17 protein-coding genes are annotated in these 18,104 nt (G+C 72.9%); 10 read left to right on the top strand and 7 right to left on the bottom strand.

Going from position 1 to position 18,104, the window contains the following annotated elements; translation table 11 throughout:
• The 6 genes from PV410_RS00865 to PV410_RS00840 all read left to right on the top strand — a co-directional run bounded on the left by PV410_RS00865 (position 1) and on the right by PV410_RS00840 (position 6,074).
• On the top strand, positions 1-636 hold the full coding sequence (locus PV410_RS00865; RefSeq protein WP_500321633.1) for a bifunctional 4-hydroxy-2-oxoglutarate aldolase/2-dehydro-3-deoxy-phosphogluconate aldolase: 636 nt from the start codon (positions 1-3) through the stop codon (positions 634-636).
• Positions 633-1,523 (top strand): SMP-30/gluconolactonase/LRE family protein, encoded by an 891-nt coding sequence (locus PV410_RS00860; protein WP_500321632.1) that lies wholly within the window; start codon positions 633-635, stop codon positions 1,521-1,523. The genes PV410_RS00865 and PV410_RS00860 overlap by 4 nt, the downstream gene beginning before the upstream one ends.
• Before the next feature lie 9 nt (positions 1,524-1,532).
• Positions 1,533-2,510, top strand: a complete 978-nt coding sequence (locus PV410_RS00855; RefSeq protein ID WP_500321631.1) for a sugar kinase — start codon at positions 1,533-1,535, stop codon at positions 2,508-2,510.
• A gap of 81 nt (positions 2,511-2,591) precedes the next feature.
• A complete protein-coding gene (locus tag PV410_RS00850; protein ID WP_500321630.1) occupies positions 2,592-3,803 on the top strand; it encodes a cytochrome P450 family protein in 1,212 nt (403 codons plus the stop codon).
• Positions 3,804-3,860: 57 nt separating this feature from the next.
• Entirely contained in the window at positions 3,861-5,096 is a 1,236-nt protein-coding gene (gene aroA / locus PV410_RS00845; protein WP_500321629.1) for a 3-phosphoshikimate 1-carboxyvinyltransferase, read from the top strand.
• Positions 5,097-5,336: 240 nt separating this feature from the next.
• Positions 5,337-6,074, top strand: coding sequence for an SAM-dependent methyltransferase (locus tag PV410_RS00840; protein ID WP_500321628.1), 738 nt, complete (start codon positions 5,337-5,339; stop codon positions 6,072-6,074).
• A 10-nt stretch (positions 6,075-6,084) separates the two neighbouring features.
• Here PV410_RS00840 and PV410_RS00835 read toward each other — a convergent pair whose 3' ends face one another.
• From PV410_RS00835 to PV410_RS00805, 7 genes are all read right to left on the bottom strand, one after another.
• Positions 6,085-6,753 (bottom strand): hypothetical protein, encoded by a 669-nt coding sequence (locus PV410_RS00835; protein ID WP_500321627.1) that lies wholly within the window; start codon positions 6,751-6,753, stop codon positions 6,085-6,087.
• Positions 6,754-6,870: 117 nt separating this feature from the next.
• Positions 6,871-7,908, bottom strand: a complete 1,038-nt coding sequence (locus PV410_RS00830) for a Gfo/Idh/MocA family protein (RefSeq protein ID WP_500321626.1) — start codon at positions 7,906-7,908, stop codon at positions 6,871-6,873.
• 105 nt (positions 7,909-8,013) lie between these two features.
• Positions 8,014-9,033 (bottom strand): Gfo/Idh/MocA family protein, encoded by a 1,020-nt coding sequence (locus PV410_RS00825; RefSeq protein WP_500321625.1) that lies wholly within the window; start codon positions 9,031-9,033, stop codon positions 8,014-8,016.
• A 31-nt stretch (positions 9,034-9,064) separates the two neighbouring features.
• Complete coding sequence (locus PV410_RS00820; RefSeq protein WP_500321624.1) at positions 9,065-9,976, bottom strand: sugar phosphate isomerase/epimerase family protein; 912 nt, start codon at positions 9,974-9,976, stop codon at positions 9,065-9,067.
• A 192-nt stretch (positions 9,977-10,168) separates the two neighbouring features.
• On the bottom strand, positions 10,169-11,050 hold the full coding sequence (locus tag PV410_RS00815; RefSeq protein ID WP_500321623.1) for an ATP-binding cassette domain-containing protein: 882 nt from the start codon (positions 11,048-11,050) through the stop codon (positions 10,169-10,171).
• 5 nt (positions 11,051-11,055) lie between these two features.
• On the bottom strand, positions 11,056-12,138 hold the full coding sequence (locus PV410_RS00810; protein ID WP_500321622.1) for an ABC transporter permease: 1,083 nt from the start codon (positions 12,136-12,138) through the stop codon (positions 11,056-11,058).
• Complete coding sequence (locus tag PV410_RS00805; protein WP_500321621.1) at positions 12,135-13,148, bottom strand: sugar ABC transporter substrate-binding protein; 1,014 nt, start codon at positions 13,146-13,148, stop codon at positions 12,135-12,137. Before PV410_RS00805 ends, PV410_RS00810 begins: the two co-directional genes overlap by 4 nt.
• 274 nt (positions 13,149-13,422) lie before the next feature.
• On the opposite strand from PV410_RS00805, the gene iolC reads away from it, so the two are divergent.
• Genes iolC through iolD form a run of 4 tightly spaced genes read left to right on the top strand, consistent with a single transcriptional unit; the run spans position 13,423 to position 18,096 of the window.
• A complete protein-coding gene (gene iolC / locus PV410_RS00800) occupies positions 13,423-14,370 on the top strand; it encodes a 5-dehydro-2-deoxygluconokinase (protein WP_500321620.1) in 948 nt (315 codons plus the stop codon).
• A 32-nt stretch (positions 14,371-14,402) separates the two neighbouring features.
• The gene (locus PV410_RS00795; RefSeq protein ID WP_499514772.1) at positions 14,403-15,281 is read left to right on the top strand and encodes a Cgl0159 family (beta/alpha)8-fold protein; all 879 of its coding nucleotides are present in this window, start codon (positions 14,403-14,405) and stop codon (positions 15,279-15,281) included.
• 38 nt (positions 15,282-15,319) lie between these two features.
• A complete protein-coding gene (gene iolB, locus PV410_RS00790; protein WP_500321619.1) occupies positions 15,320-16,225 on the top strand; it encodes a 5-deoxy-glucuronate isomerase in 906 nt (301 codons plus the stop codon).
• Positions 16,225-18,096 (top strand): 3D-(3,5/4)-trihydroxycyclohexane-1,2-dione acylhydrolase (decyclizing), encoded by a 1,872-nt coding sequence (gene iolD, locus PV410_RS00785; RefSeq protein ID WP_500321618.1) that lies wholly within the window; start codon positions 16,225-16,227, stop codon positions 18,094-18,096. The genes iolB and iolD overlap by 1 nt, the downstream gene beginning before the upstream one ends.
• Positions 18,097-18,104 lie beyond the last annotated feature (8 nt).

Raw genomic sequence — 18,104 nt, 5'->3', positions numbered from 1 at the left:
ATGGACCTGCTCGCCGCGCTGCGTGCCCACCGGCTGCTCGCCATCGTCCGCGGCAGCGACCCGGACGCCGCGCTGACCACCGTGCTCACCCTCGCCGAGGAGGGGATCACCCTCATCGAGGTGTCCCTCAGCGGACGTGACGCGCTCGACGTCATCGCCCGGGCGCGCGCAGCGCTCGGCCCGGATGCGACCCTCGGGGCCGGAACCGTGCTCAGCGCCGAGGACGCACGGGACGCCCACAAGGCCGGCGCCGCCTTCCTCGTCACCCCTGCGGTCAGCGAGGGCATCGCCACCGGCCGGGAGCTCGGACTCCCGGTCCTCGCCGGGGTGATGACCCCCACCGACATCCTCCAGGCACTGCGGCTCGGCGCCGACGCCCTCAAGCTCTTCCCGGCCGGCAGCGCCGGCGGCCCCGGGTACCTGAAGGACCTGCGCGGCCCCTTCCCCGACCTGCCCTTCGTGCCCGTCGGGGGAGTGGACGCGCAGGCCGCCGCGGTGTACCTGCGGGGCGGCGCCCTCGCCGTCGGCGTCGGATCGCCCCTGATCGGCGACGCCGCCGAGGGCGGCAGCGTCACCGCGCTGCGCGAACGGGCCCGCACCTTCCTGGACGTCGTCCGCGCGGAGGACCGCCCGTGACCGCCACCGCGTCCCCGGCGGTCCTCGGGACCGACCGCCTCGAACTCGGCGAGGGCATCCGCTGGACGGACGGCCGCGCCGTGCTCACCGACATCCTCAGCGGCCGGCTGCTGGCCGCTTCCGACGGCCCCGCCGCCCCGCACACGTTGATCGCCCAACTGCCGTACCCGCTGGGTGCGGTGGCACCGGTCCAGGGCCGCCCCGGCCACTGGGTCGCGGCCGCGGGCACCGGCATCTGCCGCATCGACCCCGCGGGCCGGGCCGAGTGGATCGCCCGCCCCGAAGACGACGCCCCGGTGCCGATGCGGATGAACGACGGCGTCGCCGACCCGCACGGCCGCTTCTGGGCGGGCAGCATGGCCTACGACACCACCGAGGACGCCGGCTCGCTCTACCGCCTGGACCGCGACGGACGTGTCACCCGTGTGCTGCGGGACATCACGATCCCCAACGGGCCGGCCTTCACCGCCGACGGCACCGTCATGTACCTCGCCGACAGCGCCCGGGGCGTCATCCGTCGCTATCCGGTCGACCCCGCCAGCGGCGACCCCGGCACGCCGGACACCTTCGTCACCCTCGCCGACGGCAGCCCCGACGGCATGACCACCGACAGCGAGGGCGGGCTGTGGACCGCCGTCTGGGGCACCGGACAGGTCCACCGCTACCTCCCGGACGGCAACCTCGACCGGATCGTCGACCTGCCCGCCGGACAGCCCGCCGGACTCTGCCTCGGCGGCCCCGACGGCCGGACCCTCCTCGTCACCAGCGCGCACATCGGCCTGGCCGCCCCGGGACCGCTCGACGGCGCCGTGTTCGCCGTCCGGGTGGACGTCCCCGGCACACCGGCCGCCCCGTACCGCCCGGCGGACCGCGCCGACACCCCCTAGGAAGCCCCCATGAGCACCCCCCGGCCGCTGCGACCCGGACCCGTGGTCTGCGTCGGCGAGACCATGGCCGCCCTCGCCCCCGACCCCCTCGGGCCGCTCGACGACGCGGACCTGCTGCGCGTCGACATCGCGGGCGCCGAGTCCAACGTCGCGCTGTACCTCGCCGACCACGGAATCCCCGCCCGATGGGTCTCCGCGCTCGGCGACGACCCCTTCGGCCGGCGGGTCCGCGCGCGGATCGCCGCGGGCGGCGTCGACGTCACCGGGGTGCGCACCGACCCCGCACGGCCCACCGGGCTCCTGCTCAAGGACCCGGGAGCGCACGGCACCCGCGTCCACTACCACCGCGCGGGGTCCGCCGCCTCGGCGCTCACCCCCGACGTGCTCGACGACCCGGCCCTGGACGGAGCCGCGCTCGTCCACCTCAGCGGCATCACGCCCGCCCTCTCGCCCGGCTGCCACGCCCTCGTCGAACGGGCGCTGAGCCCCGACCGCCCGTGGCCCGTCAGCTTCGACGTCAACCACCGTCCCGCGCTGTGGACCAGCCGCTCCGCCGCGGACGTCCTGCGGCCGCTCGCCGACCGGGCCGACATCGTCCTTGTGGGTCTCGACGAGGCCCAGGCCCTGTGGGGCGGGGGGATCACCGACGCGCGCTCGGTCCGCGAGCTGCTGCCCGGGCCCGGTGTCCTCGTCGTCAAGGACGGGTCCCGGGCGGCCACGGCCTTCACCGGGACAGACGCGCACCGCGTGCCCGCCCTCACCGTCCGGGTGGCCGAGCCGGTCGGCGCCGGGGACGCCTTCGCCGCGGGCTTCCTCAGCGGTTTGCTGCGGGACCTGCCCGTGGAGCGGGCCCTGCGGCTCGGCCATCTGACCGCGGCCTCGGCCCTGCGTGTCCCGGCCGACCGCGGGCCGCTGCCGGACCCCGCCGTCCTGGCCGCGCTGCTGGAGGCGGACGAGGAGACCTGGCGCACCGCCACGATCGGCTGAACCCTTCGGATGAGACCGTCCGGGGTGTCTCGTCCCGCAGGGTGACGTGTCGCGGCGGGCCCCCGGGTTACCGTGCGGCACATGGACACGGTCGATCTCACGGTCTACGGCGAGGAGTTCACCGCCGATCCCTATCCCGTCTACGCCAGGCTCCGCGAGAAGGGGCCCGTGCACCGCGTGCGCACCGCCGACGTCGGGGAGCTGTGGCTGATCGTCGGCCACGACCAGGCCCGGGCCGCGCTCGCCGACACCCGGTTCGCCAAGGACTCCCGCGCACTCGGGTGGACCTCCTACGACGAGGAACTCCTCGGCCGCCACATGCTCGTCTCCGACCCGCCGGAGCACACCCGGCTGCGCAAACTGGTGGCCCGGGAGTTCACCGGGCGCCGGGTCGAGGAGCTGGCGCCGCGCGTGGAGGAGATCACGGCAGCCCTGCTCGACGCGATGCTGGCCCGTCCGGACGGCACCGCCGACCTCGTCGAGGCGCTCGCCTACCCGCTGCCCATCACGGTCATCTGCGAGCTGCTCGGGGTGCCCGACCTGGACCGTGCGGCCTTCCGCGCCTGGTCGAACGAGGTCGTCGCACCGACCGGGCCGGAGGCCGAGCGCAGGGCCATCGAGGAACTCGCCGCCTACCTGCACGAGCTGATCGAGGACAAGCGCTGCGCGCCCGGCGACGACCTGATGAGCGCGCTCATCCGCACCACCTCCGAGGACGGCGACCGGCTCTCGCGCTCCGAACTCGGCGGCATGGCCTTCCTGCTGCTGATCGCGGGACACGAGACGACGGTCAACCTGGTCTCCAACGGCGTCCGCGCGCTGCTCACCCATCCGGACCAACTGGCCCTCCTGCGGGCCGACATGAGCCTCATCGACGGCGCGGTGGAGGAGATGCTCCGCTACGACGGCCCGGTCGAGACCGCCACCTTCCGCTTCACGACCGAACCGGTCGACGTCGCCGGCACCGTCATCCCGGCCCGCGAACCCGTTCTCGTCGCCCTGGCCTCCGCCGACCGCGATCCGGACCGCTTCACCGAGGCCGACCGCTTCGACATCCGCCGGGACACCCGGGGCCACGTCGCGTTCGGGCACGGCCTGCACTACTGCCTCGGCGCCCCGCTCGCCCGCCTCGAAGGACGCATCGCCGTCCGCGCCCTCCTGGAGCGCTGCCCCGACCTCGCGCTCGACGCCGATCCGGAGAAGCTGGACTGGCTGCCCGGCATGCTCATGCGCGGTGTGCGCCGGCTCCCCGTGCGCTTCACGCCCACGGTCCCCGGCTCGCCCGGCGCCTAGAATGCCGGTGCCCCTCACCAGGGCGTCCCCGCACGTCAGGCAGCACAGGAGAACACCGTGACCGTCGTCGCCGTCCCCGGTTCGAAGTCCGTCACCGCCCGGGCGCTGTTCCTGGCGGCGGCGGCCGAGGGGACGACCACACTGCGGCGGCCGCTGCTCTCCGACGACACCGACGGCTTCGCGGAGGGGCTGCTCCGGCTCGGCTACCGTGTGGACCGCGGCCCGGACGTATGGCGCGTCGAAGGACGCCCGACCGGACCCGCGGTCCCCGAGGCCGACGTTTACTGCCGCGACGCCGCCACCGCGGCCCGGTTCCTGCCGGCGCTCGCCGCGGCCGGGCGCGGCACCTATCGCTTCGACGCCTCCGCCCAGATGCGCCGCCGTCCCGTCGCCCCGCTCACCACCGCCCTGCGGACGCTCGGTGTCGACCTGCGCCACGAGGAGGCGGAGGGCCACCTGCCGCTGACCGTCGCCGCCGGCGGCATCGAGGGCGGCGCGCTTGACCTCGACGCGAGCCTGTCCTCGCAGTTCCTCACCGCGCTGCTCCTCGCCGGCCCGCTCATGCGCGAGGGTCTGCGCGTCAACATCACCGGGCTGGTCTCCGTCCCCTACGTCGAGATCACCATCGCCATGATGCGATCCTTCGGCGTCGAGGTCGGCCGAGAGGGCAGCGTGCTCGTCGTCCCACCCGGCGGCTACCGTGCCGTGGACTACGCCGTCGAGCCCGACGCCTCCACCGCGAGCTACTTCTTCGCCGCGGCCGCCCTGACCGGCCGTGAGGTCACCGTTCCCGGCCTGGGCACAGGAGCGCTCCAGGGCGACCTGGGCTTCGTCGACGTCCTGCGCCGCATGGGGGCCCGCGTCGAGACCGACGCCGGCGCCACCACCGTCTCCGGCACCGGCACCCTGCGCGGGATCACCACGACCATGCGGGACATCTCCGACACGATGCCGACGCTCGCCGCGATCGCGCCGTTCGCCGACGGCCCGGTCCGCATCGAGGACGTCTACAACACCCGGGTGAAGGAGTGCGACCGCCTGGAGGTCTGCGCGGCCAACCTGCGCCGTCAGGGCATCCGGGTGGAGACCGGCCGCGACTGGATCGAGATCCACCCCGGCACCCCCGCCCCGGTCGAGATCGCCTGCCACGGCGACCACCGCATCGCGATGAGCTTCGCCGTCGCCGCGCTCCGCACGGAAGGGGTGACCTTCGACGAACCCGGCTGCGTGAAGAAGACCTTCCCCGAGTTCCACGAGGTGTTCGGCGCGCTGCGCGAGGAGTGGGGCCTGTAGCCGCGGACCGCGCCGGCCCGCCGCCGTGAGGATCTTCCCGTCCGTCTTCCCGTCCGTCTTCGTGTCCCTCTTCCTGTCCATCTCGGTCGTCCTCTCCCCGTGACGGCCCTGACGGCCGCGATGGCCGTGCTCCCGTGACGGCCCTTCGAACCGGGAAACCGCCACCGCCGCGGATCGCGTTGCACGGCCACGCGGAATTAACCGGATGCGGTGAAGGGCCCGCCCTGCGAAGCTGCGCCGATGGACCGACGCCGCATCTCGCGCATCGCGCACACCCACCACCCCATCGCCGCACCGCTGGACGACGCGACCGTGCGCAGTCTGCTCGGCAGGGCGCTGCGCCGCGGCGACGAACGCGTCCTCGACCTCGGCTGCGGGGAGGGCGCCTGGCTGCTGCGGGCCCTCGACGGCCGCCCGGGTGTCACCGCGGAGGGCGTCGACCTGGACACCGGGGCACTGCGGAAGGCGGTCCGCGAGGCGGCCGCGCTCGGCGTCGGCGACCGGCTGACCCTCCACGAACAGGACGCGGGCGACTTCACCTCGCCGCACCCCTTCGACGTCGTGCTCAGCGTCGGCGCCGCACACGCCTTCGGCGGCCTCCTGCCGACCCTCGACGCGGCCCGCGCCCACCTCGCCCCGGGGGGCACCGTGATCGTCGGCGACGTCTTCTGGGAGCGCGAACCCACCCCGGAACTCGTCGAGACGCTGGGGGAGTACGAGGACCTGGCGAGCACCGTGGACCGGATCGTCGCGGACGGCTGGACCCCGGTCCTCGCCCACGTCAGCACCGTCCGCGAGTGGGACGACTACGAGTGGTCCTGGACCGGTTCCCTCGCCGAGTGGGCCCTGGACCATCCCGCCGATCCCGACAGCGGCGCCGCCCTCGAAGCCGCCGCCGTCCACCGCGCCGAGTGGCTGCACGGCTACCGGGGCACGCTCGGCTTCGTCACGCTGCTGCTGCGCCGCACGACCTCCTGAGCGGCACCGCTCAGAAGGCCTGCGCTTCGGCCGGCCGGGCACGGAAGCTGGCCACCACGATGTGGAGGCTGACGACCAGTGCCCACAGGGGGAAGACCAGTTCGGCCAACCGCACGTTCGGCACGACGAACAGCAGCGTGACGCCGACGAGGTACCCCAGCAGCACCAGCCAGCGCGGGAACGTCCCCAGCCGCAGCGCGACGGTGGAGGCCGACAGCACGAACACCGCGGCCATCCGCATCGAGTACGTCGTCAGCAGGCTGTAGGTGAGGTGCTGCCCGAAGTACGACAACTCGGCCCGCGGGGGGCCGGGCGAGGCCACCTCCGTGGTGGCCAGCAGGCTGCCGGCCGCTGCGGCGGCGCCGAAGAGCGTCGCGACGAACACCAGGCCGCTGCCGAGGAACACCGTCGAGAGGAACTTGTCCTCGCCCGGGCCGACGTGCGCGCGCACCGCGCCCATGAACCAGAGGAAGAAGATGCCGGCGAAGGGGATGAGGGCCAGCGCCGTCTTGACCCCGCTGCGCGAGGAGAGGGTGAGGGGCGAGCTGGTCAGCGCGCCCTCACCGCTGGGGATGGAGGCCCGGACCAGGACGATGGCGGCGCCGATCAGCACCGCGAACGCGATCCCCACCAGCCCCGCCGCTCGAGGCGTGCGCAGCACCTGGACCTTCATCGCCATGAAAGGTTCTTCCCTCGTGGACAGCCGGGACCGACTCATCCCAGGAAGCACCGGCGTACGTGATCACGCCACCCGGGGCGGACCGCGGGGGTGACGTGCCCGGGGCGCCCCGTGCGGTCACCCCGCGCGCTTGCGGGCGCGCTCCGCGACCTCGGTCATCTCGGCGATCGTGACCGGCCGCCGCTCCCTGCGCGAGACCTCGCACGCCTCCGCCACGAGCAGCGCATCGAGCGCCTCGCGCCCCTCGCAGGGGTTCTCCGACCGGCCCGCCACCACCTGCACGAAGGCGTCGATCTCCGCCCGGTACGCGTCCCCGAAGCGGTCCACGAACCCCGTCCACGGATCCGGCACGCCCGGCGCCGCGCCCGGTTCCACCGACGTGACCGGCGTACGGGGGCCGACGCCGACCGCGATCTGGTCCAGTGAACCGGCGAGTTCCATGCGGATGTCGTAGCCGGCGCCGTTGTAGCGGGTGGAGGTGGCGGTCGCGAGGGTGCCGTCGTCGAGGGTGAGGAGCGCCGCCGCGGTGTCCACGTCGCCCGCCTCACGGAAGAAGCCGGCCCCGCCGTTGGCGCCCATGGCGTACACCTCGACGACCTCACGGCCGGTCACCCACCGCACCGCGTCGAAGTCGTGGATCAGGCAGTCCCGGTAGAGCCCGCCGGACAGCGGCACGAACTCCGGCGGCGGGGGCGCCATGTCGGAGGTCAGGGCCCGTACGGTGTGCAGCCTTCCGAGGCGGCCGGCCCGGACCGCCTCGCGGGCGGCGCGGTAGCCGGGGTCGAAGCGGCGCTGGAATCCCATCTGGAGGACGGAGCCGGCCTCCTCGACCTCACGCAGGGCGGTGACCGTGGACTCCAGGTCGAGGGCGACCGGCTTCTCGCAGTACGCGGGGAGCCCGGCCCGCACGGCGCGGGAGATCAGCCCGGCGTGGGCGGAGGTCGCCGAGGCGATGACGACCGCGTCCGCGCCGCCCGCGAACGCCGCGTCGACCGAGGCCGCCGCCCGCGCACCGGCACCGAGCCGCGCGGCGGCCTCGGCGGCCCGCGCGGCGTCGGCGTCCGCGAGGACCAGTTCGGAGACCTCGGGGTGGGCGTGGAGGGTGGCCGCGTGGAAGGAACCGAGGCGCCCGACACCGAAGAGGACGACGCGCATGTACGGGGTGCCTTTCTCACGGGTGCGGTGGAGGCGCGGGCAGGGCGGCCAGGGAGTAACCGCCCCACCCGCGCCGGATCCGGGGTGACCGGGGACGTGCGTCCCTCAGCGGTAGAACGCCGGTCGGTCGACCAGCTCGACCTCGACGCGTCCGCCCGTGCTCTGCGAGCGGACACCGGCCTCGCAGATCGCCGCCGCGGCGTAGCCGTCCCACACGCTCGGGCCGGTGACCTCACCGCGCCGGGTGGCGTCTACCCACGCCTGGACCTCGCGGTCGTAGGCGTCGGCGAAGCGCTCCACGAAGTCCTCGGCGATCGTGCCGCCCCAGCGGCCCGCGGTGTTGACGAGCAGGTCGTGCGCGTCGCCGATCCGGGCGCTGCCGCGCTCGCAGACCGCCTCGGCCTGCACCTGGTATCCGAAGCCGCAGTTGAGGAAGACCTCGACGTCGACGACGGCCCCGCCGTCGGTCTCGAAGACCACGAACTGCGGGTCGTCCAGGCCCTCGGGCGCGTTCGAGGACGGGCGCGGGCGCAGCACCGTCACGGCGGTGATCTCCTGGCCGAGCAACCAGCGGGTCACGTCCATCTCGTGCACGAGCGAGTCGTTGACGAGGTTGGCGTTGGTGAAGCCGGGAGGGATGCTCGCGTTGCGGTGCCGGTTGTGCAGCATCAGCGTCCGGCCCAGCTCACGGCTGTCCAGCAGGGCCTTGAGCTTCGCGTACTCCGCGTCGTAGCGCCGCATGAAGCCGACCTGCACCCGCCGGTGCCCCAGCCTCTGCTCGGCATCCATCACGCGCAGCGCCGACGCGGCGTCGGGAGTGAGCGGCTTCTCGCACAGCACCGGCAGGTCGTGCTCGAAGGCGGCGAGCAGCGCCGCCTCGTGGGCGGGGCCGGGGGAGGCGATGAGGACGGCGTCCACGTCGGCCGCGGCCATCGCCGCGGCGGGGTCGGTGTAGGCCGTGCAGCCCTCGATGCCGTCGGCGACCGCCTTCACCCGCTCGGCGTCGACGTCGACGACGGCGGTCACCCGGGCGCCGCTCACGACGTCGTTGATGCGGCGTACGTGGTCGGCACCCATCTTGCCGGTGCCGATGACGGCGACCCCGAGCGGTCCGTGCTGCGTCATGATGCGTGTCTTCCCTTTCGTGGGCGGTGCGTCAGGCACCGCAGGAGCGCAGGAACTTCCGGGTGCGCTGCGCGATGGGCAGCGGCCGCTCCGGCTCGCAGGGGTACATGTCCTGCTCGACGATGGCGAAGAGGTCCACGCCCAGGCCCTGCGCGGCGGCCAGCACGGGCTCCAGGGCGGGCACCCCGGCCGGCGGCTCGCACATGACCCCGCGCTGCACGGCCGGGCCGAAGGGGATCCCGTTCTTGACGACGTCGGCGAGGATCTCCGGGTCGACCTGCTTCAGGTGCAGGTAGCCGATCCGCTCGCCGTAGGTCTCGATGAGCTTGACGCTGTCGCCGCCGCAGTAGGCGTAGTGGCCGGTGTCCAGGCAGAGGCTGACCAGACCGGGGTCGGTGGCGTCGAGGAAGCGCTCGACGTGCTCCTCGGTGTCGATGTGCGTGTCGGCGTGCGGGTGGACCACGATGTCCAGGCCGTACGTGTCGCGGACCTGGCGGCCCAGGCGCTCCATGCCGGTCGCGAGGTGTCCCCACTGCTCGGCGGTGAGCTCGCGCGGCTCGATGACCTCGGCGGTCTTGTCGTCGCGCCAGAAGGACGGGATGACCACCAGGTGACCGGCGTCCATGGCCTGGGCGAGGGCGGCGACCTGGCCGACGTGCTCCCACGTGGCGTCCCACACCGAGGGCCCGCGGTGCAGGGAGGTGAAGACGGTGCCCGCGGAGACCTTCAGGCCCCGGCGCGCGGTCTCCTCGGTGAGCCGGGCGGGGTCGGTCGGCAGGTAGCCGTACGGGCCGAGCTCGATCCACTCGTAGCCCGACTCGGAGACCTCGTCCAGGAAGCGCTGCCAGGGCACCTGCTGCGGGTCGTCGGGGAACCAGACGCCCCACGAGTCGGGCGCGGAGCCGATCCGGATCCGGTCCAGAACGGGGGAGGGGGCAGTCATGAGGAGGGCTCCTCTCACCGGTCGCCGCGGACCGGTCGTGGTTCGGTAGGGCGGCCCGTCAGGGCGGTGGTACGGATGCCCGCGAAGCTCCGTGGTCCCGCTGGAAGCTTCGCCGTCCGGCCGGGCAGCCGTCAAGAGTTAGTCCTGACATACGGACGTCATGTCAGAGTGGAACCGGGGCCGGGCGGGCCCTCACGGGGAGGGACGGCCTTCGCCCAGGTCCTCCGGTTCGGGCAGTTCCTCCACGTCGACACCGCGGACCTGGGCGAGTTCGTGCTTGAGCGCGGCCAGCTCGGCGCCGCCGGCCATGTGGTGGGTCAGCTCCTCCAGGGAGACCTCGTCGCGGCCCGCGCTCAGCTCCAGGGTGCCCAGCCGCAGCACCGAGAAGTGGTCGCCCACCATGAAGGCGTGGTGCGGATTGTGGGTGATGAAGATGACGCCCAGACCCCGGTCGCGTGCGGCCGCGATGTACTTCAGGACGACACCCGACTGCTTGACGCCCAGCGCCGCGGTCGGCTCGTCCAGGATCAGCACCCGCGCGCCGAAGTGGACCGCGCGGGCGATGGCCACGGACTGCCGCTGGCCGCCGGAGAGAGTGCCGATGGGCTGTTCCAGGTCGTCCAGGACGATGCCCATCGCCCGCAGTTCCTCGTCCGCGGTCCGTTTCATCCGGGCGATGTCCAGGCGCCGTACGGGCCGGGGGCCGCGGGTCAGTTCGGAGCCGAGGAAGAAGTTCCGCCAGACCGGCATCAGTGGGACGGTCGCCAGGTCCTGGTAGACGGCGGCGATGCCGCGGTCCAGGGCCTCGCGCGGGGTGTTCAGCCGTACGGGTGCGCCGTCGATGCGGAACTCGCCCTCGGTGTGCTGGTGCAGCCCGGAGACGATCTTGATCAGGGTGGACTTGCCCGCGCCGTTGTCGCCGAGGACGCAGGTGACCTGCCCCGGCCGGACGGCCAGGTCGACCCCGTGCAGGGCGCGGACGTTGCCGTAGCTCTTGCCCACCCGGTCCAGTTCGACGACGGGCCCGGGGACGGCGGCGGTGCCGTCGGGGTCGGTGGTGGTGGCGGTGGTCATCGGGCTCACCTCCGGGTCGCCGTGCGGCGGACCCACAGATTGACGAGGGTCGCGATCAGGAGCATCACGCCGAGGAAGAACTTGAACCAGTCGGGGTTCCAGTTGGCGTACACGATGCCCTGGGAGACCATCCCGAAGATGAAGGCGCCGATCACCGAGCCGATCGCCGAACCGTAGCCGCCGGTGAGCAGGCAGCCGCCGATGACCGCCGCGATGATGTACAGGAACTCGTTGCCGACGCCTTCGCCCGACTGCACCGCGTTGAACGAGAACAGCAGGTGCATGCCGGTGAACCAGGCCCCGAAGCCCACGGCCATGAACAGCGCGATCTTGGTGAAGGCCACCGGTACGCCGACCGCCCGCGCGCTGTCCTTGTTGCCGCCGACCGCGAAGGTCCAGTTGCCGAACCTGGTGCGCAGCAGCACCCAGGTGGCCAGCGCCGCGAAGCCGAGCCACCACAGCACCGTCACCTTGAGCTGGACCCCGCCGATGCCGATCTCCGAGGCGAACAGCGCGCGCGCCTGGCCGAAGCCGTCCATGTCGCTGATGGAGTCGGTGGCGACGTTGCCGGTGAAGATCTTGGTGACCGCCAGGTTGAGGCCCTGCAGCATCAGGAAGGTGGCCAGGGTGATGAGGAAGCTGGGCAGCCCGGTCTTCACCAGCATGTAGCCGTTGAGCGCCCCGATGCCCAGGGACACCACCAGGGCGACGGCCACCCCGGTCCACACGTTCATGCTCAGCTGGAAGCTGAACATGCTCGCGGTCAGCGCCGACGCGGTGACCGCGACGCCGGCCGAGAGGTCGAACTCGCCGCCGATCATCAGCAGGGCCACGGGCAGCGCCATGATGCCCATGACCGACGCCTGGTAGAGCACGGTGGCCAGCGAGCCCGCCTCGCGGAAGGACGGCGCCACCGCGAAGAAGAAGAGGTAGACCGCGACGGCGGCGATCAGCGCGCCGATCTCCGGGCGGGCCAGCGTCCTGCGCAGCAGCGAGCGTTCGGCGGTGCGGCCGTCCGTCTTGGAGGCGGGTGCCGCGGGTGGTGAGGGGGACGCCGCTGGGGCGGCTGCCTGGGACACAGGGATCACCGGGTGCCCTTCGCGGCGAACGAGGCCACGGACTCGACGTTGTCCTTGTCGACGAAGGCCGGGCCGGTCAGCACCGGGGCGACGCCTCCACCGCTGACGTTGCCGTTGGTCTTGTACAGCCACAGGGAGTCGACGGAGAGATAGCCCTGCAGGTACGGCTGCTGGTCGACGGCGAACTGCACGCCACCGTCCTGGACGGCCTTGACCAGGTCCTTGTTGAGGTCGAACGTGCCGACCTTGGCCTTGCTCCCGGCGTCCGCGACCGACTGGACGGCCGTGAGAGCGAAGGGCGCGCCCAGGGTGACGACGTAGTCGATGCCGGAGTCCTGCTTGAGCTTCGCCGTGATCGTGGACTTCACCGACGGCATGTCCGTGCCGTTGACGTAGAGGTTCTCGGTCTTCCCCTTGAAGGTCTTCTTCACGCCGGCGCAGCGGGCCTCCAGGGCGACGTGGCCCTGTTCGTGGATCACGCAGATGTTGTGCTGCGCTCCGAGGTCGTTGAGCTTGTCGCCCAGCGCCTCACCGGCGACGCTCTCGTCCTGCCCGAAGTACTCCAGCAGTCCCTGGTCCTTCCAGTCGTCCAGACCCGCGTTGAAGCCGACCACCGGGATGCCCGCGGCCTCGGCCTTGGCGACGACGTCCTTCATGGCGTCGGGCTTGGCCAGGGTGACGGCTATCCCGTCGACCTTCTGGTCGATCGCGTTCTGGATCAGGTTGGCCTGGGTCGCCGCGTTGGGGTCGTTGGAGTAGATGAGCTCCACGTTGTCCTTGGCGGCGGCGGCCTGGGCGCCCTTGCGGATCAGGTCCCAGAAGGTGTCACCGGGGGCGGCGTGGGTGACCATCGCGATCTTCATCCGCGGGGTGCCGGCCTTGCCCGCGGCGGGGGCGTCCGCCGACTCCTCGGCCTTCTTCCCGCCTGAGCTGCTGGAACAGCCCGCTGCGAGGAGGACCGCCGCGGCGGAGAGGGCCGCGACGGCGGAGATCCGACGGTTTCTGCGAGAGCGTTCCATGTTCCTGCACCTCACTGCGGTGGGAGGGAGAAGGGGACGGACGTGTTCACATGGCCGGGTGCTGCACGGGAGCAAACCCCTCCCCGGGGCGCCTGTCAAGACTTTGTCAAGACATCAATTCATCTCGACGTAACGACAAGGTAACGACCCGGACTTCCGGCGGGCGGTACGTTCGTATGTAAGGACATAGTGTTGACATCGCGCGACCGGGCGGGCTAGACCTGACAGGGCCGCAGAGCGACCCCCCGGTGACGCACGACGAGGAGTCACGCCCATGACCGAGCCGTACGACCTGATCACGATGGGCCGGATCGGGGTGGACCTCTACCCCCTGCAGACCGGCGTGCCGCTGCCTCAGGTCGAGACGTTCGGCAAGTTCCTCGGCGGCTCCGCCACCAACGTCGCGGTCGCCGCGGCCCGCCTCGGCCGCAGCACCGCCGTCATCACCCGCACCGGCGACGACCCCTTCGGCGCCTACTGCCACCAGGCCCTCAAGGAGTTCGGGGTCGACGACCGCTACGTCACCCCCGTCGCCGCGTACCCGACGCCGGTCACCTTCTGCGAGATCTTCCCGCCGGACGACTTCCCGCTCTACTTCTACCGGCTCCCCAAGGCCCCCGACCTCGAGATCCACGCCGCCGAACTGGACCTCGACGCCGTCCGGACCGCCCGCATCTTCTGGATGACCGGGACCGGCCTGTGCGCGGAGCCCAGCCGCACCGCCACCCTCGCCGCCCTCGAAGCCAGGGCGCGGCGCGGCACCACCGTCTTCGACCTCGACTGGCGCCCCATGTTCTGGAAGGACCAGGACGAGGCCCGTCCCTACTACGCACGGGCGCTGGCCTCGGCCACCGTCGCCGTCGGCAACCTCGACGAGTGCGAGGTCGCCACGGGGGTGCGCGAACCACGTGCCGCGGCCGAGGCGCTGCTCGCCGCCGGTGTCGAACTGGCCGTCGTCAAGCAGGGCCCGAAGGGCGTCCTGGCCGTCCACCGCGACGGCAGCACCGCAGAGGTCCCGCCGGTGCCCGTCGAAGTCGTCAACGGGCTCGGCGCGGGCGACGCCTTCGGCGGCTCCCTCTGTCACGGGCTGCTCGCCGGCTGGGACCTGGAGCGGATCATGCGCCACGCCAACGCCGCCGGCGCGATCGTGGCGTCGCGCCTGGCCTGCTCCTCCGCGATGCCCACCGCGTCGGAGGTCCAGGACCTCCTCGACCGCGGCTGACGGTCCGTCCTCTGCCCGAAAGTGAGCTCCTCTTGAGCATCAGCATCTCCGACCTCGTGAAGGTGCGGACCCACCATCCCGAGGCGATCGCCGAAGCCGCCGCCCGCCGCGTCCGCCGCCCGCTCGTCGGCGACAGCGGCCGGTTGATGATCGTGGCCGCGGACCACCCCGCGCGGGGCGCGTTCGCCGTGGGCGACCGGGAGTTCGCCATGGCCAACCGCGTCGACCTGCTGGAGCGGCTGTGCACCGCGCTCTCCCGCCCCGGCGTGGACGGGGTCCTCGGCACCGCGGACATCCTGGAGGACCTGCTGCTGCTCGGCGCGCTCGAGGGCAAGGTCGTCATGGGGTCGATGAACCGCGGGGGCCTCGCCGGTGCCTCCTTCGAGCTCGACGACCGCTTCACCGGCCACCGCGCCCAGGACATAGCCCGGCTCGGCTTCGACGCGGGCAAGCTGCTCCTGCGCATCAGCTACGAGGACAGCGGCTCGCTGAGCACCATGGTCGCCACCGCCCGCGCCATCGACGACATGGCCGAGCACCGGCTCCCGGTCTTCGTCGAGCCCTTCATATCCCGCCGCGTCGACGGCAGGGTGCGCAATGACCTGAGCGCGGAGGCCGTCACCAAGTCCATCGCCATCGCCTCCGGGCTCGCCGGGACCTCCGCCTACACCTGGCTCAAGGTGCCCGTCACCGATGACGTCGACGACATGGCCACCGTCATGGAGACCTCCACCCTCCCCGCCGTCCTGCTCGGGGGAGAGGTGGGCAGGGAACAGGACGCGGTCTACGAGAAGTGGCGCAAGGCGCTGCGCCTGCCCACCGTCCAGGGCCTGGTCGTCGGCCGCACGCTGCTCTACCCGGCGGAGGGCGGTGTGGAGACCGCCGTCGACACCGCCGTCGGCCTGCTGTGACGTCCCGGTCGAACCGCGAGAAGTGCGAGGCTCACGCCATGACCAGCACCGAGAACCACCTGGCCGCAGGGAAGGCCGCCGCCGGCCCGTACGCCGTCGACGTCGACCCCCGACGGGCCGGCTGGGACCACTCCTCGCTGCGGATCCTGGAACTCGCGCCCGGCGGGCGGCACGAGTTCGCCACGGGTGACAGCGAGTGGATCGTGCTGCCGCTCTCCGGAGGCTGCGAGGTCTCCACCGGAGAAGGGACGTCCCGGCTCACCGGGCGCGAGAGCGTCTTCGCCGGCGTCAGCGACTTCGCGTACGTGCCGCGCGACGAGACGGTCACCGTCACCACCGCCTCCGGCGGCCGCTTCGCCCTGACCGGTGCCCGCTGCGACCGCCGGCTGCCCGCCCGCTACGGACCGGCCTCCGCCGTCCCCGTCGAGCTGCGGGGCAGCGGCAGCTGCAGCCGCCAGGTCAACAACTTCGGCGCCGCCGGGGTCTTCGAGTGCGACCGGCTGATCGCGGTCGAGGTGCTCACCCCGGCGGGCAACTGGTCGTCCTTCCCGCCGCACAAGCACGACGAGGACCGCGAGGGCGAATCGCGCCTGGAGGAGATCTACTACTTCGAGATCGCCCCGGCGCACGGGAAGGAGGGCATCGGCTACCAACGGGTGTCACCCTCCGGCAACGGCCGCAACACCGACGTCCTCGCCGAGGTCCGGCACGGCGACGTCGTCCTCATCCCCGACGGCTGGCACGGCCCCTCGATGGCCGTCCCCGGCCACGACATGTACTACCTCAACGTCATGGCGGGCCCGGGGGAGGAGCGCGCCTGGCTGATCTGCGACCACCCCGACCACGCCTGGGTCAGGGCCACCTGGCCGGACCAGCCCGTCGACCCGCGCCTTCCGCTGTACACCGCCCCCGCCGTCACCGACGAAGCCCCCGAGAGGTCCTGATGAGCAGCCAGTCCGTACGACGCCACACGGTCGCCCAGGCGCTGGTGCGGTTCCTGTCCGCGCAGTACACCGAGCGCGACGGGGTCCGCCGCCGGCTCGTCGCCGGCACGTGGGGCATCTTCGGCCACGGCAACGTCGCCGGCATCGGCCAGGCCCTGGTGGAGTACCGCCAGGAGATGCCCTACCACCAGGGCCGCAACGAGCAGGCCATGGTGCACGCCGCCGTCGGCTACGCCCGTCAGCTCAACCGGCTGTCCGCGCAGGCCGTCACCACCTCCATCGGCCCCGGGGCCACCAACCTCGTCACCGGCGCCGCGCTCGCCACCGTCAACCGGCTGCCGGTGCTCCTGCTCCCCGGCGACTCCTTCGCCAACCGCCTCCCCGACCCGGTGCTGCAGCAGCTGGAGCACACCCAGTACGGCGACGTCTCCGTCAACGACGCGCTGCGCCCGGTCTCCCGCTGGTTCGACCGGGTCACCCGGCCCGAGGCCCTGATCCCGTCCGCGCTCCAGGCGATGCGGGTGCTCGCCGACCCGGCCGAGACCGGCGCCGTCACGCTCGCACTCCCGCAGGACGTCCAGGCCGAGGCGTACGACTGGCCGGAGGAGTTCTTCGCCGAGCGCGTCTGGCACGTACGCCGCCCGGTCCCCGAGGCCGCCGAACTCGCCGCGGCCGCCGAGGCGGTGCGCGCCGCGCGGCGCCCGCTGATCATCGCGGGTGGCGGTGTCCACCACAGCGAGGCCGAGCCCGCCCTGCAGGCGCTGGCCGACGCCACCGGAATCCCGGTGGCGTCCACCCAGGCCGGCAAGGGCTCGCTGCGCCACGACCACCCGGCCGACCTCGGCGGCGTCGGGCACACCGGCACCGCCGTGGCCGACGACATCGCGCGCACCGCCGACCTGGTCATCGGCGTGGGCACCCGCTACACCGACTTCACCACCGCCTCCTCCACCCTCTTCGCCGCCTCCGGGGTGCGGTTCCTCAACCTCAACGTCACCGGCTTCGACGCCCACAAGCTCGGTGCCCGCACCCTGGTCGGCGACGCCCGCGCGAGCCTCGAAGCCCTCGCCGGGGCCGTGGCGGGACACCGCGTCGACCCGGCGTACGAGGCCGAGTACCGCGCGGGCAAGGAGAGCTGGGAGCGCGTGGTCGACGGCGCGTACGCCGCGGACGACACGGACCGCCCCACCCAGACCCAGGTGCTCGGCGCGCTCGACTCGGTGGTCGGCGACGACGACGTGGTCATCAACGCCGCCGGCTCCCTCCCCGGTGACCTGCACAAGCTGTGGCGCGCCCGCTCACCGCGGCAGTACCACCTGGAGTACGGATACTCCTGCATGGGCTACGAGATCCCCGCCTCGATCGGCGTGCGGATGGCTGCGCCCGACCGGCCGGTGTGGGCGCTCGTGGGGGACGGCACCTACCTGATGATGCCGACGGAGATCGTGACCGCCGTCCAGGAGGGCGTGAACGTCAACCTCCTCCTCATCCAGAACCACGGCTACGCCTCCATCGGCGGACTGTCCTCCGAGGTCGGCGGCGAGCGCTTCGGCACCGCCTACCGCTACCGGGCCGCCGACGGCTCCTTCACCGGCGACCCGCTCCCGGTGGACCTCGCCGCCAACGCCGCCAGCCTCGGGATGGACGTGCTGCGCGCGCGGACGGTGCGCGAGCTGCGCGAGGCGCTGGCCGCCGCCCGTGCCTCCGACCGCCCGACCTGCGTGTACGTCGAGACCGACCCCACTCCGACGGCCCCCGCCGCCCAGGCCTGGTGGGACGTGCCGGTCGCCGAGACCGCCTCGCGGGAGGCGGCCGTCGAGGCCCGCAAGTCCTACGAACGGCACCTGGGCGACCGCCGCCGCCACCTGTGAGGCGGCTC

Origin of the sequence: Streptomyces sp. PA03-5A (assembly GCF_033792725.1) — a bacterium.
Lineage (GTDB): Bacteria > Actinomycetota > Actinomycetes > Streptomycetales > Streptomycetaceae > Actinacidiphila.
Note: the sequence above shows the minus strand (reverse complement) of the source record. Positions and strands in the feature narration are given on the sequence as shown.